The sequence below is a fragment of the Fructobacillus pseudoficulneus genome, assembly GCF_900108455.1.
GTDB classification, from domain to species: Bacteria; Bacillota; Bacilli; order Lactobacillales; family Lactobacillaceae; genus Fructobacillus; species Fructobacillus pseudoficulneus.
The window spans coordinates 233,908-259,761 of the sequence record NZ_FNWS01000002.1; the positions used below are offsets into that span (position 1 = coordinate 233,908).

General features: G+C 45.1%; 28 protein-coding genes. 5 read left to right on the forward strand and 23 right to left on the reverse strand.

Features of this window, described 5'->3' with window-relative positions; all coding sequences use genetic code 11:
• Positions 1-16: 16 nt before the first annotated feature.
• The 10 genes from BLW39_RS03155 to pepV form a co-directional block, all read right to left on the reverse strand.
• Positions 17-808 (reverse strand): PhzF family phenazine biosynthesis protein, encoded by a 792-nt coding sequence (locus tag BLW39_RS03155; RefSeq protein ID WP_059377563.1) that lies wholly within the window; start codon positions 806-808, stop codon positions 17-19.
• 318 nt (positions 809-1,126) lie between these two features.
• A complete protein-coding gene (locus BLW39_RS07015; RefSeq protein WP_158705824.1) occupies positions 1,127-1,264 on the reverse strand; it encodes a hypothetical protein in 138 nt (45 codons plus the stop codon).
• A 2-nt stretch (positions 1,265-1,266) separates the two neighbouring features.
• Positions 1,267-1,461, reverse strand: a complete 195-nt coding sequence (locus BLW39_RS03160) for a hypothetical protein (protein WP_059377566.1) — start codon at positions 1,459-1,461, stop codon at positions 1,267-1,269.
• A 227-nt stretch (positions 1,462-1,688) separates the two neighbouring features.
• Positions 1,689-2,126 carry a peptide-methionine (R)-S-oxide reductase MsrB gene (gene msrB / locus BLW39_RS03165; RefSeq protein WP_059377578.1) on the reverse strand — a complete coding sequence of 146 codons (438 nt, stop codon included), beginning with the start codon at positions 2,124-2,126 and terminating at the stop codon, positions 1,689-1,691.
• Positions 2,127-2,128: 2 nt separating this feature from the next.
• Positions 2,129-2,650 carry a peptide-methionine (S)-S-oxide reductase MsrA gene (msrA, locus tag BLW39_RS03170; RefSeq protein ID WP_059377585.1) on the reverse strand — a complete coding sequence of 174 codons (522 nt, stop codon included), beginning with the start codon at positions 2,648-2,650 and terminating at the stop codon, positions 2,129-2,131.
• A gap of 73 nt (positions 2,651-2,723) precedes the next feature.
• Positions 2,724-3,308 (reverse strand): ribosome biogenesis GTP-binding protein YihA/YsxC, encoded by a 585-nt coding sequence (gene yihA / locus BLW39_RS03175; protein WP_059377590.1) that lies wholly within the window; start codon positions 3,306-3,308, stop codon positions 2,724-2,726.
• A gap of 2 nt (positions 3,309-3,310) precedes the next feature.
• Positions 3,311-4,564, reverse strand: coding sequence for an ATP-dependent Clp protease ATP-binding subunit ClpX (gene clpX, locus BLW39_RS03180; protein WP_059377597.1), 1,254 nt, complete (start codon positions 4,562-4,564; stop codon positions 3,311-3,313).
• Between the two features lie 120 nt (positions 4,565-4,684).
• Complete coding sequence (gene tig / locus BLW39_RS03185) at positions 4,685-5,977, reverse strand: trigger factor (RefSeq protein WP_059377604.1); 1,293 nt, start codon at positions 5,975-5,977, stop codon at positions 4,685-4,687.
• Between the two features lie 229 nt (positions 5,978-6,206).
• Entirely contained in the window at positions 6,207-6,851 is a 645-nt protein-coding gene (locus tag BLW39_RS03190) for a hypothetical protein (protein WP_059377607.1), read from the reverse strand.
• A 134-nt stretch (positions 6,852-6,985) separates the two neighbouring features.
• Positions 6,986-8,401, reverse strand: coding sequence for a dipeptidase PepV (pepV, locus tag BLW39_RS03195; RefSeq protein WP_059377611.1), 1,416 nt, complete (start codon positions 8,399-8,401; stop codon positions 6,986-6,988).
• 119 nt (positions 8,402-8,520) lie between these two features.
• On the opposite strand from pepV, the gene BLW39_RS03200 reads away from it, so the two are divergent.
• On the forward strand, positions 8,521-9,354 hold the full coding sequence (locus BLW39_RS03200) for an NAD(P)H-hydrate dehydratase (RefSeq protein ID WP_059377618.1): 834 nt from the start codon (positions 8,521-8,523) through the stop codon (positions 9,352-9,354).
• Between the two features lie 29 nt (positions 9,355-9,383).
• Entirely contained in the window at positions 9,384-10,202 is an 819-nt protein-coding gene (locus BLW39_RS03205; RefSeq protein WP_059377623.1) for an exodeoxyribonuclease III, read from the forward strand.
• Between the two features lie 31 nt (positions 10,203-10,233).
• On the opposite strand, the gene BLW39_RS03210 is transcribed toward BLW39_RS03205, so the two are convergent.
• Genes BLW39_RS03210 through tsaE form a run of 3 tightly spaced genes read right to left on the reverse strand, consistent with a single transcriptional unit; the run spans position 10,234 to position 11,740 of the window.
• Positions 10,234-10,767 (reverse strand): 3'-5' exonuclease, encoded by a 534-nt coding sequence (locus BLW39_RS03210; protein ID WP_059377630.1) that lies wholly within the window; start codon positions 10,765-10,767, stop codon positions 10,234-10,236.
• Complete coding sequence (locus tag BLW39_RS03215) at positions 10,764-11,285, reverse strand: GNAT family N-acetyltransferase (RefSeq protein ID WP_059377638.1); 522 nt, start codon at positions 11,283-11,285, stop codon at positions 10,764-10,766. Before BLW39_RS03215 ends, BLW39_RS03210 begins: the two co-directional genes overlap by 4 nt.
• Positions 11,285-11,740 (reverse strand): tRNA (adenosine(37)-N6)-threonylcarbamoyltransferase complex ATPase subunit type 1 TsaE, encoded by a 456-nt coding sequence (tsaE, locus tag BLW39_RS03220; protein WP_059377643.1) that lies wholly within the window; start codon positions 11,738-11,740, stop codon positions 11,285-11,287. The genes BLW39_RS03215 and tsaE overlap by 1 nt, the downstream gene beginning before the upstream one ends.
• Before the next feature lie 113 nt (positions 11,741-11,853).
• On the opposite strand from tsaE, the gene budA reads away from it, so the two are divergent.
• Positions 11,854-12,564: an acetolactate decarboxylase gene (gene budA, locus BLW39_RS03225; protein WP_059377646.1), complete on the forward strand. Its 711-nt coding sequence runs from the start codon at positions 11,854-11,856 to the stop codon at positions 12,562-12,564.
• 45 nt (positions 12,565-12,609) lie between these two features.
• Here budA and queA read toward each other — a convergent pair whose 3' ends face one another.
• The 4 genes from queA to murI all read right to left on the reverse strand — a co-directional run bounded on the left by queA (position 12,610) and on the right by murI (position 16,355).
• The gene (queA, locus tag BLW39_RS03230; RefSeq protein ID WP_059377649.1) at positions 12,610-13,671 is read right to left on the reverse strand and encodes a tRNA preQ1(34) S-adenosylmethionine ribosyltransferase-isomerase QueA; all 1,062 of its coding nucleotides are present in this window, start codon (positions 13,669-13,671) and stop codon (positions 12,610-12,612) included.
• Between the two features lie 79 nt (positions 13,672-13,750).
• A complete protein-coding gene (gene ruvB / locus BLW39_RS03235) occupies positions 13,751-14,806 on the reverse strand; it encodes a Holliday junction branch migration DNA helicase RuvB (RefSeq protein ID WP_059377651.1) in 1,056 nt (351 codons plus the stop codon).
• 89 nt (positions 14,807-14,895) lie between these two features.
• Positions 14,896-15,501 (reverse strand): XTP/dITP diphosphatase, encoded by a 606-nt coding sequence (locus tag BLW39_RS03240; protein WP_059377653.1) that lies wholly within the window; start codon positions 15,499-15,501, stop codon positions 14,896-14,898.
• A gap of 41 nt (positions 15,502-15,542) precedes the next feature.
• Positions 15,543-16,355: a glutamate racemase gene (gene murI, locus BLW39_RS03245; protein WP_059377658.1), complete on the reverse strand. Its 813-nt coding sequence runs from the start codon at positions 16,353-16,355 to the stop codon at positions 15,543-15,545.
• A gap of 97 nt (positions 16,356-16,452) precedes the next feature.
• On the opposite strand from murI, the gene BLW39_RS03250 reads away from it, so the two are divergent.
• Positions 16,453-17,232 carry a YslB family protein gene (locus BLW39_RS03250; RefSeq protein WP_074717745.1) on the forward strand — a complete coding sequence of 260 codons (780 nt, stop codon included), beginning with the start codon at positions 16,453-16,455 and terminating at the stop codon, positions 17,230-17,232.
• Positions 17,233-17,323: 91 nt separating this feature from the next.
• Here BLW39_RS03250 and BLW39_RS03255 read toward each other — a convergent pair whose 3' ends face one another.
• The 6 genes from BLW39_RS03255 to BLW39_RS03280 form a co-directional block, all read right to left on the reverse strand.
• Entirely contained in the window at positions 17,324-18,685 is a 1,362-nt protein-coding gene (locus tag BLW39_RS03255) for a DEAD/DEAH box helicase (RefSeq protein WP_059377663.1), read from the reverse strand.
• An 18-nt stretch (positions 18,686-18,703) separates the two neighbouring features.
• Entirely contained in the window at positions 18,704-19,669 is a 966-nt protein-coding gene (locus BLW39_RS03260) for a DHH family phosphoesterase (RefSeq protein ID WP_059377666.1), read from the reverse strand.
• A 77-nt stretch (positions 19,670-19,746) separates the two neighbouring features.
• Positions 19,747-20,847 (reverse strand): DNA polymerase IV, encoded by a 1,101-nt coding sequence (gene dinB / locus BLW39_RS03265; protein ID WP_059377669.1) that lies wholly within the window; start codon positions 20,845-20,847, stop codon positions 19,747-19,749.
• A 72-nt stretch (positions 20,848-20,919) separates the two neighbouring features.
• Positions 20,920-21,279, reverse strand: a complete 360-nt coding sequence (gene rplS / locus BLW39_RS03270; RefSeq protein WP_059377671.1) for a 50S ribosomal protein L19 — start codon at positions 21,277-21,279, stop codon at positions 20,920-20,922.
• A gap of 628 nt (positions 21,280-21,907) precedes the next feature.
• The gene (locus BLW39_RS03275; RefSeq protein ID WP_059377678.1) at positions 21,908-23,611 is read right to left on the reverse strand and encodes a phospho-sugar mutase; all 1,704 of its coding nucleotides are present in this window, start codon (positions 23,609-23,611) and stop codon (positions 21,908-21,910) included.
• A gap of 3 nt (positions 23,612-23,614) precedes the next feature.
• Entirely contained in the window at positions 23,615-24,298 is a 684-nt protein-coding gene (locus BLW39_RS03280; RefSeq protein WP_059377681.1) for a DedA family protein, read from the reverse strand.
• Between the two features lie 539 nt (positions 24,299-24,837).
• Here BLW39_RS03280 and BLW39_RS03285 point away from each other — a divergent pair.
• On the forward strand, positions 24,838-25,854 hold the full coding sequence (locus BLW39_RS03285) for a zinc-dependent alcohol dehydrogenase family protein (protein WP_059377690.1): 1,017 nt from the start codon (positions 24,838-24,840) through the stop codon (positions 25,852-25,854).

Consider the following 25,854-nt stretch of genomic DNA (forward strand, 5'->3'; position numbering starts at 1 on the left):
CCATCAGGTGTGTTTTTTATATTGCTAAATTAACCTCATTTTGTGAATACAAAATCGCCTCACCACTAAGTTTAGTGCGGTCACCTTGATAATCACAGTGCAAAACGCCAGAGCGAGGGGAAGCCTGATAAGCAGTCAGCTCGTGCTTGCCTAACCGCTGTGACCAGTACGGCGCGATATGGCAGTGACCACTACCACAGACCGGATCTTCATTAATCCCTAGCTTCGGCGCAAACGAACGTGACACGCAGTCATACTTTGAATCAACCACTGCCGTGGCATGCTGAGCCATCCCATCAAGCTTCTTTAACTTCTCCATGTCCGGGTCCATACCAGCGACATCTGTTCCTTGAGGAAAGACACAGAGTAAATCACGTCCTAGGTAAGCAGCTTCTGGACGCAATCCATAAGCTTCAGTCATTGCCTCTGTTACCGGTACCGCCTTCATTTCATAGGTTGGGAAGTCCATTTCGTATAGGTTATCTTTTTTGGTCACGGTCAGGTCACCACTTTGTGTCTTGAAGACCACCGGCCCACCATCTTTTGGCGCCGCCTGTTGGTACACCAAAAAACCAGTCGCGAGCGTCGCATGGCCGCAAAGATCAATTTCACCGGCTGGTGAAAACCAACGTAAATCATAGTGATTATCATCGCGCTTAATGGCAAATGCGGTTTCGGATAACTTATTTTCCATCGCGATATTTTGCATCAATTGGTCACTAGGAAATTCGTCAACAAACAAAACGGCTGCAGGATTTCCTTTGAAAATCTCATTTGCAAATGCGTCCACTACATAACTTTTTACCATCGCCGTTTCCTTTCCAATTCACTACATATCACTCTAATTTTTACCCATTCTAGCACACTTTTTTTATCAAATTAGCTTAGACCTCAGCTTTCCTGACATTAGACTTTTTCAATCGTAGCTTTACTGACATTCAAGCATTCTGACCAATTTCGTTTGTTTTTCTCCCCCACGCTTAAAAAATCTATTCATCACGACAATCCAAAACAATTTCAGGGCAAACGAAAAGGACTGACGCCGATTAAATATCGGAATCAGTCCTGAGCACAGGTTAATGGTATGAATAAACTTGAGAACTCATATTATCAGTGTTTTATTTGATTATTTTTCGTCCAACTTTTCGCGGCTCTCATGAGAAGATTTTGAGAATTCAGCTTGCTTAGCCAAACGCTCATCCTTGCGCTTAGCGTTTTCCACTTCACGGGCATCTGCTGCTTCAAATTCATGCTTTTCTTCCATAATTATTTCCCCTCAAAATCCTTTTTCTCAGACTCAAAATCCTCATTGTCATATCGGGCATCTTTGTGCTCATGATGTTCAGCACGGTCGTGATTATTATTTTCATGGGCTTCAGCAGCATGTTCTCGCGCCTGCTTGTCCTTAGCCTTTTCAAATGATTCACGGTTTTCTTTTAATCCATCGCGTAAGGTTGCCATAAATGAATCCCCTTTTTCTAAACTTTGATTATATTCTAGCACTAATATGTTATAAATCAATCTATTTTTACAAAATTTTTACTTAAACATTACAAAGAATTCAAAGAAGCTATTTAACGCCTTATTTATAACTAAAAGGGCAATTCCTGTTAGTCTCTAAAAAATGATTATCATACTAAAAAATCCCCCATTCAATTTGAACGGAGGATTTTTAATAAACTATTATCTTAGTTAAACAAGTAAGAATACTTGCCGTAGCCTTCTTTTTCAAGATCGGCCTTTGGTACAAAGCGCAGTGAGGCTGAGTTAATGCAGTAACGCAAGCCACCCTGGTCTGCTGGGCCGTCGTTAAAGACGTGACCCAAATGTGAGTCGGCATCCTTTGACCGAACTTCCGTCCGAGTCATACCAAATGAATTGTCGGTTGATTCATTCAATTCAACGTCATCAATTCCTTTAGTAAATGATGGCCAGCCACAGCCTGAATCATACTTGTCAGTTGATGAAAACAATGGTTCTCCAGAAACGATATCAACAAAGATACCGTCATCCCACCACTGGTCGTACTTACCAGTGAAAGCTCGTTCAGTGGCAGCATTTTGTGTCACTTCGTATTGCTCCGATGTCAACCGTTGCTTCAATTCTTCTTGATCATACTTTGCCATGGTTACTTGTCCCCCCAATACTTTTCCTGATACTGGTGCCGCGGTGCCATCATGGCAGCTTCACGCAGTGGATCTTTCTTGTAGAAGTCCTGGTGGTACTCTTCCGCCTCGTAAAATGGCTTTGCATCTTCGATTGACGTCACGATTGGCTGATCAAAACGGCCAGATTCATTTAAGGCCTTCTTTGAAGCTTCAGCGACCTGACGCTGCTCTGGCGAATTAACGAAGATGACCGGACGATAACTATCACCACGGTCGGCAAATTGACCCATCGCATCGGTTGGGTCGGCTACCTGCCAGTACAATTCAACCAAGTCCTTGTAAGAAAACTTGTCGGGATCAAACCAAATTTTAACTGCTTCGGTATGCCCTGTTGTATGTGAGCAAACTTCTTCATAGGTTGGGTTAGCCACGTGGCCACCGGTATAGCCTGAGCGAACCTTTTCAATGCCTGGTAATGAGTCAAAGGGCTCTACCATGCACCAAAAACATCCCCCAGCAAAAATAGCTGTATCTTGTGCCATTACGATTACCTCCTACCTATTATTGTAAACAGAAGACCAAAATAGTCAATGGTATAGTTGTAATTTTACAAAATCACAACCGTTCTTCAATCCATTGCCAAACTTCATCTTTTCCAGACTTGGTAACGGATGAGAAGAATTGAAAGTCGGAATTTGTTCCATCAAATTCAACGGCTTTTTTAATAATTGATTCTGCTTGGTTTAATTTTCCCCGAGCAATCTTATCGGCCTTGGTTGCCACCAATAAGATTGGGATATTGTAATAGTCCAGCCAGTTGTACATCATAATATCTTCTTCACTGGGCTTATGACGGGCATCGACCAAAGAAATCACCCCGCGGAGTTGCTTACGTGAGGTAATGTAGGTCTCAATCATTTGACCAAAGGCTTCCCGTTTCTTCTTTGACACCTTGGCATAGCCGTAACCAGGCACATCGACGAAGTATAATTCGCCTTCGACATCATAGAAGTTCAATGTCTGGGTCTTTCCAGGTTGACTCGAAGTTCGGGCAAAATTTTTCCGGTTGATCAATGTATTGGTCAAAGATGACTTACCCACATTTGACCGGCCAACCAGAGCAAATTCAGGGCGACCATCCGTTGGATATTGTGTTGGTGAAACGGCTGACATCACCATTTCAACGTTATGAACGTCCATAATTAATCCTTTTTATCTTTCTTCAAAACTAAGTTTGGTGCCTTACCAGAAGTAACAGAAGCCTTGGTAATTACAACCTTTTCGATATCGTCGCGACTTGGGATTTCATACATAATGTCCTTCATCACATTTTCAATGATTGAGCGTAATCCACGGGCACCCGTACCACGATCAATAGCCAAATTAGCCATGGCCGAAAGGGCTGCTGGTTGGAATTCCAACTCAACATTATCCAGACCTAACAAGGCCTTATATTGCTTAACCAAAGCGTTCTTTGGTTGCGTCAAAATATGAGTCAAATCATCAACGTCCAATTCATCCAAAACCGTAATAATTGGCAAACGACCAATAAATTCCGGAATCAAACCAAATTTCGTCAAATCTTCTGGTTCCACATTTTCTAAGACATTTGGATTGTCCAAGGCCTTGGCTTGGTCCGTCGTACTTGAACCAAAACCAATCACTCGGCTACCCAAGCGTTCCTTAATCAACGTGTCCAAGCCGGCAAAGGCCCCACCAACAATAAACAGGATGTTCGTTGTATCAACTTGAATCAATTCTTGCTGTGGGTGCTTACGACCACCCTGAGGTGGCACTGAAGCGATTGTTCCTTCTAGCATCTTCAACAACGCCTGCTGAACACCTTCACCCGAAACATCACGGGTAATTGAAACGTTTTCAGACTTTTTAGCAATCTTGTCAATTTCATCGACATAGATAATGCCTCGCTGTGCTGATTCGACGTCAAAATTAGCCGCCTGCAACAGCTTTAGCAAGATGTTTTCAACATCTTCACCGACATAACCGGCTTCCGTCAAAGTCGTTGCATCAGCGATGGCAAATGGCACCTGCAAAATCTTAGCCAATGACTGTGCCAAATAGGTCTTACCAGAACCAGTAGGACCAAGTAAGGCGATGTTTGACTTTTGCAATTCCACGTCCGTGGTCTTCAAAGCGTTTTCGTTCACTCGCTTATAGTGGTTATAGACCGCCACTGCCAAGGTCTTTTTGGCATCTTCTTGTCCAATGACATAATCGTTCAAATTCGCCACGATTTCCTTTGGCGTTGGCAATGCCAATTGCTGCTCCTGCTGGTCAACTTGCATTTCTTCTTGAATAATTTGATCAGCTAAGGCAATACACTCATTACAAATGTAGAGCCCATCAGGCCCAGCAACAAGCTTCTTCACTTCATCAGCATCCTTACCACAAAAAGAGCAGTGGACTGGAGTGGTTTCATTTGGTGTTTGAACCATGACATCCCCCTCAATTTCAATACTTCACTGGCTTAAAACCAAGTCTAATCCAAAAATTGTTTGCCGCAACTAATTAATCGGCTATGTAAGAAAAAAAGCCCAACCGGGCTTTTTAACGGCTTACTTAGCCTTTGCAGATGAAACAATCTTATCAACGACTGCCTTCATTGCAATGTCGTGCTTCAACAAAGCATCAGTCAATGATTGCTTAACTTGTTCTTCTGAAATGTTGTATTGGTCAGCCAATGACTTCACTTCAGCAGCAACTTCGTCTGCACTTGGGTCAATCTTTTCAGCCTTAACAATTGCTTCCAAGACCAAGTTTGTCTTGACACGGTTGTCAGCACCTTCTTCAAATTGCTTCCGGAATGATTCCTGAGTTTGTCCTGAAATCTGGAAGAACATGTCTGGTGAGATACCTTGTTGTTGCAATTGAGCCAAGTATTGTTGCATTTGACGATCAACATCTTCATTGATCATTTCTTGTGGCAAGTCACCACCAACAACTTCGGCGTTATCAACTGCGGCTTGCACGGCTGCATCTTCGAATGCATCCTTAGCAGCGCTTTCGCGAGCTTCTTGCAAGTTCTTCTTAGTCTTTTCCTTCAATTCGGCCAAAGTGTCAACGTCTTCATCGACGTCCTTAGCGAATTCATCATCCAAATCAGGCAATGACTTGCGCTTGATTTCGTGAAGCTTAACTTCGAACAAAGCTTCCTTACCAGCCAAATCCTTTGCTTGGTATTCTTCTGGGAAAGTAACCTTAACGTCAACATCATCGCCGGCTACGTGACCAACCAATTGGTCTTCAAAGCCAGGAATGAATGAGCCTGAGCCCAATTCCAAAGAATAATCCTTAGCTTGACCACCATCAAAGTGGTCGCCATCAACAGAACCATCAAAGTCGATTACGACAGTGTCGCCGTTTTCAGCCTTAGTTCCGTCTTCTTGCAAAACCAATTCAGCTTGGTTTTCTTGTTGGCGCTTGATTTCAGCATCAACATCTTCGTCTGAGACAGAAGCGTCTTGCTTTTCAACAGTCAAGCCAGTGTAGTCACCCAACTTGATTTCAGGGGCAACGGCTACTTCAGCCTTCAATTGCCAGTCAGCACCCTTGTCCATTGAAACAGGCATGATGTCAGGGCGACCAACAACAGTAATGCCTTGTTCTGCAACAGCTGCTTCATAAGCGGCTGGCAAAACGATGTCCATTACATCTTGGTACAAGGCTTCTTCACCAAACTTTTGCAAGAAAAGTGACATTGGTACCTTTCCCTTACGGAAACCAGGTACGGCAATTTGGTTCTTGTTCTTGTCAAAAGCTGGTTGCAATGCGTTTTGCACATCAGCTTGAGCGATTGAAAATTCTAGTGTACCGCGGTTTGCATCCGCAGCAGCTGTCCATTTAGACATGTTAAATCCTCCAAAAATAAGTTCTATATAATTTTAGACCAAATAGCCGATTTTATCAAGGTCAGGCATCAGATCCATTCGCCTAACTTTTGCCTTTTTGGGCAAATCTGGGCTAAAAAGTGACCAAAATAAAATTAACTAGACCAAATGTGATCCATCCGTTGATTTGATTGGCTTACTGAACTGATTAGCACAATCCTTTTAACTGTGCCATTTTAACAACCAACTTTTACACCCCTAAATCCAAAGATAAAAACTTGGAAAATTCTGCAATATTGCTTGGATAGGCATTACTACCATGATAATTAATGACGTCTTCCCCTTGGTTGAAGTAAACATCAATACTCCATTGTGTTCCATCCATAATTTCAGGTTGGGTATAGTAAAATCGCCACTCTCCTAGGTGCATCTTCCTAATCTTTTCTAAGAATTCATCCTTACCCATCACTCTTTGATCAGTTTCTTCCCTTTGGATGCGACTAGCTAATTCAGCCATCGACCGATATTCTGTTTTAGCCAAAACATCCTCACCTTGAATCTTAAAAGTATCGCGTCTGAGCCCAGCAAAATAGCCAAAGGCCTCTACCTGAATCTTACTAATCAGCGGTACCTTTTGTTGAAAAAGTTCATCCAGTAACTCGACTTGGCTAAGTGGATAAGCGCCACCCCGGTCAACCAAAATTTTCTTTGCTACTGCCAAGATGGCCCGAATTTCCGCGTCGGTAACGGGATACTTCCCTGCAAAAAAATCCGGCCTAGGGAGAAAACCAAACGAATCTTTAGCTCGCTCTTCGCGAAATTTTTGGATATTTTTGATTTCCTCTATTAATTGATCATTATCGGTAAATTCTTCAAAATACTTTTCTGGGGTCATCTGCGGCTCCTTTTTTAAGAAAAATTCTAAGTTATTGCCATTATACAGAATTTACCCAACTAAAATTTGCCATAATCCAAATCCAAGAAAATTAAAAAAGCCCGATACGTTAATCGGACTTTTCTTTAAACTAATTATTCAGGTAAGTTGGCCAAATCAACAATGGCTTGACCATAGATTCCCATTGAACGAACGAGGTCGTCAACGAGGGCAAATTCACCAACTTGGTGCATTGTATCAGGTGAGTCTGGGAACAAGGCCCCAAAGGCCACCCCACGCTTCATCAAACGGCCGTAAGTTCCACCACCGATCACCTGGTCATGGGCTTCCAAACCAGTTTGATCATGGTAAATCTTCAACAAAGTCTTTACAACTGGGTCTTCAGGTGACACGTAGTGCGGTACCTGCGCATGGCCACCAATCTTGGCTTGATAATCCCATTCAGGCAGGGCTTCATCTAATTGCTTTTCGATGAATTCAGGTTCAATTCCCTTTGGATAACGGAAGTTAAAGTTAATAAAGACGCCATCTTTCAAGTCAAACTTTTGAATTCCGACGTTCATTGACAAAGGTCCCATCACGTCATCCTCGTAGGCAACGCCGAGCTTCTTTCCAGTTGGGTCGTCATGTGACAATTCACCCAGATACTTCAAGAAGAAGGCAGCAGTACCACCAAAGTCATATTGCTTCAAGAACTTAGCCAAGTAAGTTCCGGCATTTTCACCAGTTTCTGGCAAAGAACCGTGAACTTGCTTACCGAGCAACTCAAACTTCAATTCATCGCCTTCTGGTGTAACCGTTCCGCGCACCTGCTTGTTTTCGGCCAAAAAGGCGGCGAAATCAGCAATCGTTTGGTCAGTTGGCAAACCAGTAACAGTAGCTCGGGCAACACCCGGCACCATGTTTGTCCGGATTCCTGAGTCAAAGACTTCCAACTTAACGGCATCCCCATTTGTAGCTGGTGAAGTCAGGTTAACCTGCAAGTTTCCCTTTTCCCCATTAATAATTGGGTATTCGGCATCTGGTGAGAAACCAAAGGCCGGCGCTGGTTCAACTTCAAAGTAACGAGTCATCCCCGTCCAGTCATTTTCTTCATCCGTTCCAAAAATCAAACGAACACGGCGCTTTAGTGGCAAGTTCAAGTCACGAATCATCTTGAACCCATAATAAGCGGCCAAACCTGGTCCCTTATCATCAGAGGCACCACGGGCAATCACCTTACCATCTTCAATCACTGGATCAAATGGGTCAGTCTCCCAACCCTCACCGGCAGGCATCACGTCAACGTGTGACAACAAAGCCACGTATTCATCAGCATCTTTTGGCCCGATTTCAATGTAACCGGCTAAATTATCAATATTCTTGGTCACAAAACCATCACGGTCGGCCAAGGCCAAAATATGAACCAAGGCGTCCTTTGGCCCAGGACCAAGCGGTGCGTCTTCAGTTGCCTGACTATCATCTCGTACTGAAGCAATCTTCAAAAAATCTTTCAAATCAGCGAGGTAAGCTTGTTCTTCTTCCTTCGCCTTTGCTTGCCAATCAATCATCCAAATGACCCCCTTACGCTGTGGCAACTCACGTTGCTCTCACCGTTTTCATAATTTTCTCATTATGATTTTCATTATACACACCTGAAGTGTAAAATGCTTATCAGAGAGGTGAAAAAATGATTAATTTAACTGAAACAATTGTGCAAACCGTTGTGAACAAACGTCCCAAGCAGTCACACAAGGGTACTTTCGGCAAAATTTTAATCGTTGCGGGTGACAAAAATCTTGGCGGCGCCGCCATTATGAATGCCCAGGCCGCCGTTTATGCCGGTGCGGGCTTAGTGACCGTCGCCACTGATTCAGTCAATAAAACCGCCATTCACTCACGTTTGCCCGAAGCCATGGTGATTGACTATCACAGTGATTTCACCAAGCTACTTGAAAGTGTTGACGTCGTGTTAATCGGTTCGGGTCTGGGTGAGAGCATCGATGTCCTCAAAAAAGTTTTAAATAAAACCAAGGATGAACAGGTCGTGATTCTCGACGGATCAGCACTCACCCTAATGGCTAGCTATCAATTACCCCTTCCCGCCGGCCAAATTGTTTTAACCCCCCACCAAATGGAGTGGCAACGCTTTGGCGAGGTGCCCATCGCTGACCAGGACAAAGAAGACAATAATTGGGAAGCGCTTGTCAGTATGAATCCCGAACCAATTTTAGTTTTGAAGTCAGACCAGACTCAGGTATACTTGGAAAATGAAGTTTACCAATTGACCGTCGGTGGCCCCTATCAGGCCACCGGTGGCATGGGTGACACCTTAGCTGGTATCATTGCCACCTTTGCTGGTCAGTTCCATCCATTGGGCCAGGCCGTCTTGGCAGCAGTCTATACCCATTCGGCCATTGCAGCAGAACTAGCGAAAACAAACTACGTCACCCTCCCCACGGCAATTGCAAAACAATTACCACAGTACATGAAAAAGATGGCAGAACAAGAACCCCATCTCTAAAATGGCACAGTAAAAGGAAGTTTTAACCAATGAAATTCATCTCTTGGAACATTGACTCAATCAACGCAGCCGTGGAGCATAGCTCTGACCGCGGTAAGATGACCTGGGGCGTGTTGGAAAACTTGGCCGCAGCCAAGCCAGACGTCTTAGCCATCCAGGAAACCAAGTTAAAGGACACTGGCCTGACTAAAAAACATTTGGCGGCGCTCACTGAACTCTTTCCGGACTACCATATCTACACCAACTCTTCGACTGCCCGCAAGTCCTACGCTGGGACAATGATGATTTCAAAAGAAGAACCCCTAGCAGTTGATTATCCAACCATCGGTGCACCGGGCGAAATGGATCAAGAAGGCCGCATTGTCACCCTAGAATTTCCAAACTTCTACGTTTCAACGGTCTACACACCAAATGCCGGGTCTGGTCTGGACCGCTTAGCCGACCGACAAATGTGGGACGATGCCTACCGCGCCTATATCGACGGCCTCAATGCCAAGAAACCAGTCATCTTCTCTGGTGACTTCAACGTTGCCCATGAAGAAATTGATTTGAAGCATCCTAGCACCAACCATCACTCGGCTGGCTTTACCGATGAAGAACGGGAAAAATTCACCCTACTATTAGACGCCGGGTACACCGATACCATGCGAGCTAAAAACCCTGGTACCCCAAACATCTATAGCTGGTGGGCCCAACGAGTTAAAACTTCTAAGGTCAACAATTCGGGTTGGCGGATTGATTACTACCTCGTGTCGAACCGCATTGCCGACAAGGTCACGGACAGCTTTGTCGTTGATACCGGCGCACGCCAGGACCACGCCCCCATCCAATTAGAAATTAATTTGTAAACAAAAAATGCTGGATTTAATCCAGCATTTTTTATTTGTTTCTGACGTATTCTTTTAAAACATCATTGCCAAACATCTCGCTTTGGTAAATCAAGATTTCAGCACAGGCTAAGGCATCAGCCAAGGCATTGTGATGATTTTCCAGCTCAATTTTCAAAGCGGCCGAAACCGTATTTAATTTGTGGTTGGCCAAATCCGGCAATAAACGCCGCGACGTCTTCACTGTGTCTAACAGCTGGTAATGGGCTTCCGGCAAGCGGTAATAATCCAAACAAGCACGCAAAACCGAAGCATCAAAGGTCGCATTATGCGCCACCATCAGCTTTTCTTCCGTAAACAAGGGCGCGATTGTCGGCCAAATCTCAGCAAATGTCGGCGCATTGATAACGTCCTTGGGATAAATGCCATGAATTTGAGAATTCCGGGCCGAAAAGGCCGTTGGTGGCTTAATCAACGAATAAAATTGATCGACAACTTTATTATCGCGAACAACGACCAGGGCCAATGAAACGGCCGAGTGGCGTTCATTGCTGGCCGTTTCAAAATCAAAGGCGGCAAAATTCATGCTAAAATCAGCTCCATCTTTACTAAGTTTGCTTGGCGACCGGATTGCAATAAAATCGGCATAGTATCCTCACCAACCTCGACAAAGCCCAACGTGTGGTATAAGTGTCGAGCAACCTCATTCGTTTCATCAACATCCAGCCATAACCGGTCATAACCAACTTTTTTTGCCCAGTCAATCAAGGCTTCCATTGTTAACCGACCTAGTCCCCGGCCTTGATGCTCGGCCAAAATGGCAATGCCAACTTCACCGTCGGCAATTGAGGCAATCCCAACCTGTAGTTGCTTACCGTTTTTGGCATTGGCCCACAATAGCCAAGTCTTTTGCGGTTGGGCTGCGGCGGCTACCAAGGATTCATCTTGCTCCTGTTGGGCCAATGAGTCACGCGCTTCGGCCAACTCAAAGGTATCCGATTCCTGCTTTAAAACAGTCAACAAGTCTTGCGCAGCTTGGGCCTGGCTCAAATCAAGCCCTTGCAGTGAATATTGATATTCAGTCATGTCCGTTTCCGCTGCCATTAGTCGAGCTTCTCCTCAATTTCTTCAGCTTGGCCGATGCCACGAACCGTGATTTCTCGATCACTTTCACCCTCACCTAAACGAGTAAAGGTCATTTCTAACCGATCATTGGGTAACAAATCAGCCATGTATTGTGGCCACTCAATTAAGGTGACACCGTCCGTCCCCAGGTAGTCTTCAAAGCCCTGATCAGCCGCACCGGCGTTTTCCAACAGGTAGGCATCAAAGTGATACAGGGGAATCCGGCCCTCTTCATAGGTATTCAAAATATTAAAAGTCGGACTTTTAACCCGACTTTGTATGCCAAGAGCAGCAGCCAAACCTTGGGTAAAGGTGGTCTTGCCGGCACCAAGGTCGCCTTGCAAGGTGACCACCAAGCCAGGATAAACCAAGTCCGCTAATTTTTTAGCCAAAGCTTGAGTCGCTTTGGGATTATTTGTTTGATAACTTTTCATAATCCTTATTATAACACGGTCAATAACTGAACCGAATTAGTCGAATTCCTACCACATTTTGAGATATTAGGAGTACAATGAAAATACTTAGAAATTTTGAAAGGATAATTTTCATGTCAAACTCTACTTTATTTCAAGTCGGTACCATGCAATTACTTGCCAATAGCCTCCTTGATGGAACGATGTCAATCGGCGACCTTCTCAAGCACGGTGATTTTGGAATCGGAACCGGACAAGGACTCGATGGTGAGTTAATTATTTTGGACGGCAAGGCATATCACACTTTAGTTTCTGGCGAATGTGAAACACCAGACGCTAGCTTTACTACTCCCTTTGCTGCCGCTCACCATGGCGACTTCAAAGATTTCGGCCAAGCCGAAAACGATTCACTAGAAGAAGTTTTGAATAATGCCGTTGCAGCTCTTCGGGCACAAAATCAATTTGTTGCTCTTTTGGTCGAAGGTGAATTTGAGACGATGACCACTCGGTCTGCAGCTGGTAGCCAAAAGCCTTACCCTTCTTTGACAGAAGCCGCTGAAAAGCAACAAGTCTTTAACGGCACAAAAGTTAAGGGTCGCCTTTTGTCTTACTATGCACCAGCCATTTACCAAGGGGTTACCGTTGCCGGTTTCCACTCACACTTCCTTGCCGATGACCACAACCTTTCCGGTCACGTTCTCACTGGAAAAGTTTTGAACGCCACGGTCAAAGTTCAATTGCTCGATACCATCGAACAGGTTTTGCCAGTTGATAACGCCGACTTTAAGGCCGCTGATTTAACTGACCTAACCATGGTTCACAAGGCCATCGAAGCTGCCGAATAACATCAGCAACACAAAAAAGACTGTCCATTCCGGACAGTCTTTTTCTTATCGATGAATGTACATCGCATCCCCGAAGGAGAAGAAACGGTATTTCTCCTCAACGGCATGCTCATAGGCATTCAAAATGTTTTCCCGACCAGTAAAGGCCGCCACTAGCATCACTAGCGTTGATTTTGGCAAATGGAAGTTCGTGATAAAGGCATCCACCACCTGCCACTGATAACCAGGCTTAATAAAGATGTCAGTCCACCCCGAATCAGCCTGAATTTCGCCAGCAAATTTGGAACCAATCGTCTCCAAAGTCCGAATCGATGTCGTACCAGTGGCCACGATTCGACCACCGCGCGCCCGTGTTTGATTCAACTTGGCGGCAGCGTCTTCACTCAATTGATAAAATTCCGAATGCATCTTGTGGTCTTCGATATTATCTTCTTCCACTGGACGGAAGGTTCCCAAACCAACGTGGAGGGTCAGTTCGACTAGGTCAACTCCCTTATCGGCCACCTTCTGCAGCAATTCCGGCGTCCAATGCAAACCGGCAGTTGGCGCAGCGGCCGAACCATCGACCTTTGAATAAACCGTTTGATAACGTTCCTGATCGTCCAATTTTTCCTTAATGTAAGGTGGCAACGGCATTTCACCCAATTCGTTCAACCGTTCCATAAAAATCCCATCATAAGAAAATTCGACAAAGCGACCACCGTGTTCCAGTTCACCAACCACGGTCGCAGTCATAACAGGATGAGCCGGATCATCCCCAAAGACAATCGTCGATCCAATCGGCGACTTTTTGGCTGGCTTCACCAAGGTCTCCCAAACATCATCATGGTCTTGGCGCAGCAACAAAACTTCGGCATGGCCACCCGTTTCGGGACGAACACCGTGCAAACGTGCTGGCAAAACCCGGGAATTGTTCATTACTAGGGCATCCCCTGGCTGCAAATATTCTAAAATATCATAAAAATGCTTATCTTCGTAAGCACCAGTATCGGCATTTAACACCAGTAATCGTGAGGTGTCACGGTCCTTTAACGGTGTTTGCGCAATCAATTCCTGTGGCAAATGGTAGTCAAAATCTGATAATTGGTAGTGCTTTTCTTCAGTCATAAATCTCTTTTTCAATTCTTTTACATAAAACAAGAAAGTCTCGGCCACAATTTTTCTCATGGCCGAAAATTTTTATTTGCTATTTTTCTGCTGGAACAGGACGACCAAGGTGCCGGTAAGCTGCCTCAGTGACCACTCGACCACGCGGTGTCCGCTGAATGAAGCCTAACTGCAGCAAATATGGTTCCACCATCGCTTCCAACGTATCCGCTTCTTCGCCAATGTTAGCCGCAATGGTATTCAAACCGACCGGGCCCCCATGGTAAAAATCAATCATCGCATTGAGCAACTTATGGTCGGTATCATCCAACCCCTTTTGATCAACACGAAGCTTATCCAAGGCCATTTCGACCAAATCCGTATCAATGGCAGCCTGACTCGATACCTGAGCAAAGTCACGAACCCGCTTCAACAGCCGGTTGGCAATTCGCGGTGTTCCTCGTGACCGTGAAGCGACCGCGTAGGCCCCTTCCTTGGTAATCGGCGCATCAAAAATGTCGGCCGTTCGGGTCACAATTTGCTGGAGGTCTTCTGGTTGGTAGTACTCCAAGGAATTAATAATCCCAAACCGATCTCGGAGGGGCTTTGATAGCATCCCTGGTCGAGTTGTTGCGCCCACCAAGGTAAAAGGTGGCAAAGGAAAGTGAACCGCACGCGCGGTTGGGCCCTGGCCAACCATAATGTCGATGAAATAATCTTCCATCGCGGAATAGAGCATTTCTTCCACATTGGTTGGCAGGCGGTGAATTTCATCGATGAAGAGGACATCCCCAGGTTCCAAGCCATTCAGCAAGGCAACCAAGTCGCCGCCCTTTTCAATCGCCGGCCCGGAAGCGGTCTTTAAATGGACGCCCAGTTCGTTGGCAATAATCATCGCCAACGTTGTCTTTCCTAGTCCCGGTGGTCCAAACAAGAGAACGTGATCCAAGGCTTCTTCACGCATCTTAGCAGCCTTTAAGTAGACGGCCAGCTCTTCTTTTAACGGTCCTTGTCCAATGTATTCTCGGAGATACTTAGGGCGCAATGATAATTCATCAGAGTGCTCCGTTTCATTGGCGGCAGCATTGCGCAACAGTTCATCCGTTTCGTTTTGGCCTTCAAACCAGGTATTAAATTGTGGGTTTTCATCAGTCATTACTACTATTATAGCGCACTTATTCCAGAGATTTCTTGGCCTTTTACCAAAAAGAAAAACGCCCTGTTTCAGGCGCTTTCCATCAAATTTTATTTGTTTAACCAAATGGGCATTGCGGCAACCAACTGTTCCAAAGCTCGTCCACGATGTGACACGTGGTTTTTTTCATCAACCGTCATTTGAGCAAAGGTTTTACCAGCTGGTTCATAATAAAAAATTGGATCATAGCCAAACAAATTATCTCCGGCCGGCTCCTCTGTAATTAAGCCGTCAACCTGGCCACTGACAACCAAATCCTCTCGCCCTGGGCCAATCAATTCCATCACCGTGGTGAAATGTGCTTGTCGTTCCGTTCCGCTTTTACCAGCGAGCTTAGTCAAAACCTTCGCATTATTCGCGGCATCATCATGGTCGCCTGCATAGCGGGCCGAATAGACGCCAGGCTCACCACCAAGAGCCGGAATCGTCAAGCCAGAATCATCTGCCAGAATATAATCTGCCGGGTAGACTGACTGCAAGGCGGCTGTCTTCTTATGGACATTTTCGGCAAAGGTCGTACCATCTTCTACAATTTCTGGTACCTGATCCAAGTCCTTCAAGGATAATACTTGCAAATCAATTTTGGCCTGGTCTAAGGCCTCTTTAATCTCAACAACTTTATGAGCATTTCCCGTCGCAATAATTAGGCGTGGCATTATGTCTCCCTTAAATTTCTTCTATCCGTTCGTCTTTCGGTTTATGGTAAATCCAGATGGCTAAAATGCCAATCGTGTTCCTTGCCCAACCACTGCTCAGCAATCGTGCTGAAAGTGTCAACGGCACCAGTTGTGTACAAATGGTAGTTCGCCGTTGCTTCTTCAGACTGGGCCAAATCATTTTTGGCTAAGAAGTCGGCCAGCTTTTCAGCCGTCGCTACTCCTGGATCAACCAAAGTCACCTCTGGCCCCAGTGCTTGTTGAATCGACTGAGCCAACAAAGGAAAATGGGTACAACCCAAAACCAAGGTATCAATCCCAGCCTGCTTCAATGGTGCCAAATGCTTAGCCACCAAAGCCGGTACATCGGCATCTTGATACCGATTTTGCTCGACTAATTGGACAAAGTCTGGTTCTGCTTGCGCATAAACTTGACTATCAGGAGCAGCCGCTTTGATTTCGGCCTGATATTGGCCTGAATCAACCGTTCCCTGCGTTGCAATCACGCCAATTTTACGTGTTTTACTTGCCAAGACGGCTGATTGAACACCAGAGTCAATCACACCAATGACAGGTATCGCTAATTCGGCTTGCAAAGCCGGTAAGGCACAAGCCGTCGCCGTATTGCAGGCAATCGCTAAGGCCTTGATATCATGTTCTTTAATTAAATACTGGGCAATCTGCCGCGTGAAGGCCAAGACTTCCTCTGGTTCTCTTGGACCATAAGGCATCCGGGCAGTGTCACCAACATATACGATTGATTCGGCTGGCATTTGACGAACGGCTGCTTTTAAGACCGTTAGACCGCCAATCCCCGAATCCATCATGCCAATTGCTTTTTGATTTTTCTTCATAACTTTTATTATCGACCGTTACCAATAAATTGGCAAGCCTTTCACCACGTTTAATCGTTCTTTTGCTATAATGTTTTTTAGAAAGGAATCATTACTTATGACAAAAGCCAACTCAAACGTTCAAACCCAGACTGTGGACGCCTTCGCCCCCCTTCTTTTACGAGATGCCCTTTTAGCCAATATCTTAACTGATGACTATGCTAACATCACGTACTGGGCCGGCAAGGAATTGGCTCGTCAGTTCCCTGTTGAAACCAGTGCCGACCTGCCACACTTTTTCAAAAAAGCTGCCTTTGGTAATTTAACGATTAAATACCAGGGTCCAGACCAGCAACAATGGCTGCTCGACGGCCCAATCGTGGCGGCTCGTTTAGCCACCAACCGGCAAGCAGACTTCTCCTTGGAAACTGGCTTTTTAGCCCAACAACTGGAAATTCAATCTGAATTTGTTGCAGAAGGAACATTTCAGGTTTCCGCCCGTCAACAGACCGTTACCATTACAATCCTAGCGGATATGTCTCACAAAATTTCTTCTCTGACTTCTTCTGAGCAAGTTTCGCTCCGCGAACGCTTCTTAGACCAGGCAGAAGAAATTGCTGTTCAAGACGTGGATGAAAATCCAAATTTCGCCGCGACCACAGCAACAACTTCCGTTAGCGAAGCTGCCGAAGCCGTCACTAGACAAACTAGCCAAGCAACTAGTCAGGCAGCAGAACCAGCTGAATCAACGACTGAATTTGACTTCGACGAACCAGCCGAAAGCATTGTGGCTGACTCACTTTCAGTTGACCAATCAATTACGAATTCCCTGTTGGCCTTTGGTAAGAACCGTAAGAATTCGACCAAAAATGACCAACACTCAAGCCTTAATCAATAAGGTCAAAGCCGCCAACAGTCAGTATGGCGGTTTTTTCCTCACTAAAACAGACAAATAAAGAAGCCAACGAATATTCGTTGGCTTCTTTATTTTAATCGCTTTCTTTATTGCGGCGACGTGTATTCCGACGTTCTTGCCGCATTTCGATTCGACGATCCATTTGGCGCTTGCGCTTGATGTTATTTTTAATCTGACGCTTGTAGCCAGGCTTCACATTTTTCTTCTTTTTCTTAACCATCCCGACCATTTCAGGGTCAAGCTTGTTGGTCGTTGCATGTCGCTGTGTCCGGGCCTTCCGGTCCTTGACAGCCACAATTTCATCCCCACGAATTTGCTTGTGGGCAAATTCGATGCCCAGGTTTTCCAATTGAGCAATCTTGTCTTCTTCATCAGGACCATAAAGGGTAACGGCCGTTCCGGCCATCCCGTTTCGTCCAGTTCGTCCAACTCGGTGAACGAAGAATTCCAATTCATCGGGAACACCATCATTAATGACGTGCGAAACCCCTTCAATATCGATTCCGCGGGCCGCTAAATCAGTCGCCACAACATATTGGTAATCAAGGTGCAAAATCCCCTTCATCGTCCGACGCCGTTCGCGCGGTGGAATGTCACCATGAATTTCGGCGACTTTCAACCCTTGACCGCGCAAATGTGCCGCCAATTCCTTAGCCCGTTCCTTGGTATTAGCAAAAATCAGGGCCAAATAAGGATTGAAGATTGACAATAATTTGTCAATCACTTCTTCCTTATCCTTTGATTTCGTTGGCACCAGCCAGTTATCAATGGTATCAGCAATCGTTGCTTCCGTTGGAATCGTTTGGAAGTCAGGGTTATCCAAATACTTCTTCAAAAACGGCTTCAACTTTTCGGGCATCGTTGCCGAGAAAACCAGTGTCTGCAAGTCCTTTGGCATGGCTCCGGCTAAGAAGTCCACTTCTTCCAAGAAGCCCATGTCCAAAGTCATGTCGGCCTCATCGACAACCAAGGTCTTAACCTGGTTGACCACCAAGGCCCCACTTTGCACTAAATCCTTCAACCGGCCGGGTGTTCCGACAACGATTTGGGCCTGGTGCTTTTCCAACTGACGAATTTGGCGGGCCTTATCAGTTCCCCCAACGTATTCAGCAATTGAAAGCTTGACCAATTCCATTGCTTCTGCAAATTGGCGGGCCGCCTTGGCAATTTGTGCTGCCAATTCCCGTGATGGCGTCGTAATGACCACCTGCGTCTGCTGTAGTTCTGGCTGCAAGTGATCAAAGATTGGTACCAAGAAAGTATGTGTCTTTCCAGATCCAGTCTGTGATTGCCCGACAACATCCCCACCACGAAGAATGGTTGGAATTAACCGAGCTTGAATTGGTGTTGGCTGGTCAAAGCCAATTTTCTTTAAGGCCGACAAAACTGCCGGCTTTAAGTTGTACTCACCAAATTGTTGGTTCGAATTTACCATAAAATTTCCTTCAAATAATTAATCTTGATCTGCTTTTAGTGCAGCATCGACTCGGTCAATCACCTTTTGAATGTCCGCTTCGCTATAAGCCCAGGCTCCAGAGGCCATTGGGTGTCCTCCACCATCAAAGTCTTGCGCAATCGTATTGATCACCACTGACCGTGATCGCAAGCGAACCCGGTAGTCACCGTTTTCTTGCTCTTCAAAAATCGCCCAAGCCTTCACACGGTCAATCCGTGATGGAATCGAGACAACAAATGAAGTCCCGGCATTGCCCAAATCAAAGCTGTCAATCAAGTCGCGCTTTAAGACAACGTAACCAAATCCCGATGGCAAGACATTGGTGTGTTGCATCACATACCCAGAAAACTTAACCGCATTTTCAGACAAAGTGGTCATGGCATTGTAGACCTTTTGGTAGTCAAAGCCATAGTTAATCAATTGACCAGCAACATCAAAAGTCTCTTGGTCCAAAGAATACAAGAAACGACCGGTGTCACCGATGATGCCGATGTATAAGAAGCGGGCGGCTTCCTTGGTCATCTTCAATCCTTGGTCCTTCAATGCCTCATAAAACTTATAAATCAAAACAGAAGTGGCTGAGGTCTCATCTTCAACCCACTGCCAATCCCCGTAAGGTTCAACGTTTGGATGGTGGTCAATCTTAACAACTTCCAGGCCATTGCGCCAACGTTGGTCATCAATTCGTGGATCATTGGCTGTATCACAGACAATCACCAGGGCCTTCTTATAAGCGGCATCCGGAATTTCATCTGCAATTGGCTGGCCATCGCCAATCCAGGCTAGGCCCGGAATTTCTTTTCCAACGGCATAAATTTTCTTTTCAGGAAATGATGCCTTTAAAATGGCTTGCAAACCAAGCTGTGATCCATAAGCATCTGGATCAGGGCGCTGGTGTCGGTGAATAATAATCGTGTCATAACGCTTAATCTGTTCTAAAATATCTTCGTGAATTTTGGCCATGATTGCCCTTTCAAAAATGTATTACTAGGTTTCATTATACCTTACTTAGGCAGTTGATTGTAAGTATCAAGGCCCAATCAGTCATTCTCAAAATCAAAGAGCGACAATGGCTGAAAGGCTTGTGGCGACACATTTGAAAAAGTAATTCCCAGTAGACGGATGGCAAAGTCATCCGGGTACAAATCATCAAAAATTGATTGCGCCTTACGGGCCAAAAAATCGGGGTCCAGGTTAAAGGGCACGGACTGTGTCACCGCCCGTGTTTGTGTCTGATAATCGTCGTCGCGGACCTTGATGTTCAATGTTCGCCCGACCAGGTGTTTCTTTTCCATATTGGCCACCACTTTGGTCGCTAAATCTTTAAAAGTTGCCAGCACCTGTTCCCGGTTGTGCAGCGGGAATTCAAAGGTGCTTTCCTTTCCCAATGACTGCCTAACCCGATGGTCTTTCACTTGGCCAAAGTGGGTCGCCCGCGCCTGCCAATACAGTTGGTCACCAAAGGAACCAAAGTGGACCCGCAAGTCGTCTTGACTCATAGCACGCAGGTCTGCCCCAGTCTGGATGCCCAACTTTTCAAACTTCTCCTGGGCCTTTTTCCCAACACCACGAAATTCTTTAATTGGCAATGCCGCCACAAAGTCCAGCGCAACCGCTGGTGTAATCACGGTGACGCCGTTTGGTTTATGATGTTCCGATCCTAATTTGGCCAGCACCTTATTATAGGAAACTCCGACCGAACAAGTCAGTTTGGTCTCTTGCCAAATGCGGTGCCGCAACTTGGCCGCCAAGGTTGTAGCAGCCAAGGGATTCGCGGTCACGTCGAGATAGGCTTCATCCAATGCGACCGGCTCCATCACGTCCGTAAATTCAGCAAAAATTGCATGAATCTGCGCCGATATTTGCCGATATTTGTCAAAGTCAGGCGCAACGAAAACGGCATTCGGGCAGGCCCTCTTCGCCTCAATTGAACCCATCGCCGAATGGACTCCAGCCTGTCTGGCTAAATAATTAGCAGTTGCCACGACCCCATGTCCGTGGTGTTGGTCGGGATCTCGACCAATAATCAGGGGGACTGTCTTCAAAGCTGGATTGTCCCGCATTTCAACTTGGGCATAAAACGCATCCAAATCAACATGCAAAATTTTTCGCTCATCACGTGCCTGTAAAAATTCAGCCATACATCCCCCTTCCTTGATTATCTAGGTAAAAAGAAAAAGCCCCCACTATGTGGAAGCTTTTTGTCGTGATCATTAGGCGTCGATACGACGTTCCTTGATACGAGCAGCCTTGCCTTGCAAAGCACGCAAGTAGTACAACTTTGCTCGACGGACACGACCCAAACGAGTTACTTCGATCTTGTCAACCCGTGGTGAGTGAAGTGGGAATGTACGTTCCACACCAACACCAGAAGAAATCTTACGAACAGTGTAAGTTGCTTGGATACCAGCACCCTTACGCTTGATAACAACTCCTTCAAAGAGCTGCACACGTTCGCGAGTTCCTTCAACAATTCGTGCGTGGACACGAACTGAATCACCAGCGCGGAATTCAGGAATATCTGTCCGCAATTGGGTTGAAGTTAACTTTTCTAAAATATTATTTTGACGCATTGTCATTCTCCTAATCGCTAATCTTACACTTGTCCTTGGACTAACGCACAGCGGATTACCGTTAATTACGGCTTATAGCCAGAGTTAAGTATATCAAAAATCCACCTCACCTGTAAAGGCCGTTTTTTTGACTAGTAAATCAGGCTCTTTTTATGCTAATTAGGAATATCATTATTATCGCCTGTTTATTCTCTTTAATCAAGGCAATCGAAAGGTGATTGCTACAGTCATTTTCTTGATTATTTTCCTTAATCAGGATTCGCTGCCAAAAAAATCATGCTACAATAAAGCCATAAGAAAAGGCCAGCAGTTAATCATGCCGACCCTAGCAAACCCGTCAAACGGTGGCTAACCTTTATAGCTAATTAATAACCATCAGGCCGGTCAAAGCATGAGATGGTTATTTTTTATTGCCAATTTTCACAATTAGCATCACCTCCTCCGTTATAAAGGATAGCCACCATCTTTACTTGTTTGCTATGACTAGATTATAGCAAGAATCAAAATGGGCATCTTCCACTACAAATGTCTTTCTTAAAGCAGCCCTTTACTAAACTTTCCCGCGTTTAAATCAACAAACTGACCATAAAAAAAGCAACTCAACCGAGTTGCTTTTTTTATCATCTTTTTAAGCTTTAACCTTAGCCGACATGACTTCTTCGACCATTGCTAACTTTTGATCAGCTTCTGCCTGTGAATCAGCCACCACCCCGATGTAAAGCTTCAACTTTGGTTCCGTTCCAGAAGGACGCAATGCAATCCAAGAACCATCAGCAAGCCAGTACTTCAAAACATTGGCCTTTGGCTGTGGCAAAGTCTTCTTAGCACCCGCCCGGTCAACTTGCGTCTGGCTGGCAAAGTCCTGGGTTGCCAAGACTAGTTGATTACCAACCGTTTCCAAAGTTTGCCCGCGGAACTTAGCCATCATATCCGCCATTTCTTGGTGCCCATTGACACCTGGGAAATCAAAGGCAATCGTCTTTTCCTCAAAGTAACCATGCTCATCATACAAAGCTTTCAGACCATCAGAAAAGCTCAAGCCTTGTTCCTTGTAATAGGCAGCCATTTCAGCAAACAACACTAAGGCTTGGATAGCATCCTTGTCGTGAGCAAAAGGCTTGATTAGGTAACCAAAGGATTCTTCAAAACCAAAGAGGTAAGTATAATCCTTCTTTTCTTCAAAGCGGTCAATCATGGCTGCAATGTACTTAAAGCCAGTCAAGACATCCAAAGTCGCCACGCCGTAACTCTTAGCAATTTCGCTGGCAAAGCGTGAGGAAACAATTGAAGTCACAATGGCACCATTTTCAGGCAAAGTACCATTCTTCTTTTTAGCGGCCAACAAATAATTAACCATCAAACCGGCAATTTGATTTCCTGACAAGACTTGGTAGGAACCATCAGCCAAACGAACGGCAGCACCCATGCGGTCGGCATCGGGATCTGTCGCAACAACCAAATCAGCTTCTTCCTTCTTGGCATAATCAATTGCTAATGATAATGCGGCCGGATCTTCTGGGTTAGGCTTTTTTACCGTTGGGAAGTCGCCATCCAATTCGGCTTGCTCCTTCACGATTGTATAGTTCGTAAAGCCAGCTTGCTGCAAGGCTTTTTCACCAATGTATTGACCCGTTCCATGCAACGGTGAGTAAACAAACTTTAAGTCTGCCCCCTCTTTTTTGATCAAGTCGTGATCAACCGAAATCGTCTTGACTTCAGCCAAGTAAGCATTGTCCAAGTCGTCATCAACTACCTTGACATACTTTTCACTGGCATCACGGTTAATATCAAATTCGTCTTCGACAGCGGCCATACCGTCAATCACGGCCTGAACAGCTTCAGGAACCATTTGGCCCCCATCTGCGCCATAAACCTTATAACCATTATCCTGCTTTGGATTGTGCGATGCCGTAATCATAATCCCGGCAAAGGCGTGCAAGTGACGCACTGAGAAGGATAATTCAGGCGTCGGACGCAATGATGAAAAGCGGTAAACCTGGATACCATGCGCTGACAGCACCTGGCTAGCCACCTGGGCGAATTCTTCTGAATGATGGCGTGAATCAAAGGCAATGACAACGCCGGCCTTCTTAGCCGCATCACCATTTTGGTCAATATACGCTGCCAAGGCTTCCGTTACTAAGGCAACCATCACCACGTTGATTCGGTTGGTTCCAACGCCCATTTGTCCACGCATTCCGGCAGTTCCAAATGGTAAGTTTTGGTAGAAAGCGTCCTCTTGATCAGCGGCGCTCAATTGCTTTAGTTCTTCCGCCAAGTCACTTGGCAAATTTGCTTGTTGCCACCGGGCCAAATTGTCTTGATACGTCATTTATTAATCCTCTTCATTTTCTAGTTCTCGACTAGGCTTTGTAATTAAACTTAAAATTAATTCTCTAAATCGTGGCGAGCGAATCACAATCACCACAAAGGCTACTACGACAATGATGATCACAGCCATCACCCACTTTGGTAATTCCAAATGGCCAAAGTAGTAGCCGATGGTTACCATCGTGACGGCCCACAAAAGCGAAGCAATCACAGACATCCGAAAATATGTTTGAAAGCGTAAGTGCAAACGGTGAGCGGACAGTGGCACAATCGTTCGAATAAATGGAACGAAACGACCAATCACAATGAAAAGCAACCATCGCCGTGGGTTTAAGTTTTTGGAAACCTTTTCCGCAAAGTCACCATTAAGGTGACGAGCAACCCATGGAATCTTATCAACCTGGCGAATGACCCAGGCACCAAACCAATAGTTAATCGAATCTCCCATCATAGAGGCTGTTGCAAAAATAACTACTAGTAAAGCAAATTCAACCAGTGAATGATGGCGACCAGCAAAGCCAGCCGCAGTCATCACTAAGGCGTCAGCCGGGATAAAACCCGTCACAATTCCACCAGTTTCAATCAAAATCAAAAAAAACAAAATTGATAATTCAACAACAGAAAAGTTAGAGTTAGCAGCACTAATGTGTGTTAACCAATCAGAAACAGCGGCGAAAGATTGAACCATACAATCGGGGTACTCCTTTAAAAAGTTTATCCGAGTAAGTGAATAAGCAGCTTAGTAATAATCAAAATCACCGCGCGGCAAATACTCATGAAACCATCATCCGGATTCTCTCTATCCTATGACGGCTAGATTAAGGTTAAATTAACGAACTCAACCTACCTCTATCATACGCTATTTACTCTTTTATTTCTGCTTGATTACTAAAATTAATGAGAATTTAATTAGCAATTTTGTATGAAATATATTCTTTCTGCCAAAGCCGAATCAATTTGATCATAACAAATCGTTTACAGAAAATTTATGATGATTCATCATAAGATTCGACAACGCAATTCGCTATAATCAGCATGAGGAGTGAGATGCAGGCCTGCTCAAAAATCACCCTCTTTGTTCACTTCTTATATTAATACCACAACATGTAACCCCACTGTTACCAATACTTTTATTTTTTTCGAATTTGCTATTGACAATAGTTTGTGAAGATATTATTATGTATGTGTAAGTTGTTACAAGGAATTATTCACTGGAGGAAACAGAACATGGAAGCCTTAGTATTAACTGATAAGAAGAAGTTGGAATTAAAGGATATTGAAAAGCCAGTATTGAAGCCAGACGAAGTCTTGATTCACACTGCCTTTGCCGGTATCTGTGGAACTGACCACGCATTGTACGCTGGAGAACCAGGATCAGCCGATGCTGTGCCACCAATCGTTTTGGGACACGAAAACTCAGGTGTTGTTAAGGAAATCGGTTCTGCCGTTACCAACGTTAAGGTTGGCGACCGCGTTTCAGTTGACCCTAACATCTACTGTGGACAATGTAAGTTCTGCCACACTGGCCGTCCTGAATTGTGTGAAAACTTGTCAGCTATTGGTGTAACTCGTGACGGTGGTTTCGAAGAATACTTCGCTGCTCCTGCATCAGTTGTTTACCCTGTCCCTGACAACGTTGACTTGAAGTCAGCAGCGATCGTTGAACCAATTTCATGTGCTATTCACGGTATGAAGTTGTTGAAGCCATCACCATACCAAAAGGCTTTGGTTATCGGTGACGGATTCATGGGTGAATTGTTCGTACAAATCTTGCAAGCATACGGTATCCACCAAGTTGACTTGGCCGGAATCGTTGACGAAAAGTTGCAAATGAACAAGGACTTGTTCAACGTTAAGAACACTTATAACACTGCAAAGGGTGACAAGATCCCTGCAGGTGAATATGACGTTGTTATCGAAGCCGTTGGTCGTCCTGAAACACAAGAATCAGCCATCGAATCTTCTGCCCGTGGTGGTCAAGTTTTGATGTTTGGTGTTGGTGGACCTGACGCTAAGTTCGAAATGAACACTTACGAAGTCTTCCAAAAGCAGTTGACTATCCAAGGTTCATTCATTAACCCTAACGCATTCGAAGACTCATTGGCATTGCTTTCATCTGGTAAGTTGAACGTTAAGCCATTGATGTCACACGAATTGGATTACAACCAAGTTGACGATTTTGTTAACGGTCGCTTAGGCGTTGTTTCTAAGGCCGTTGTTAAAATCGGTGGTGAAGAGGCCTAA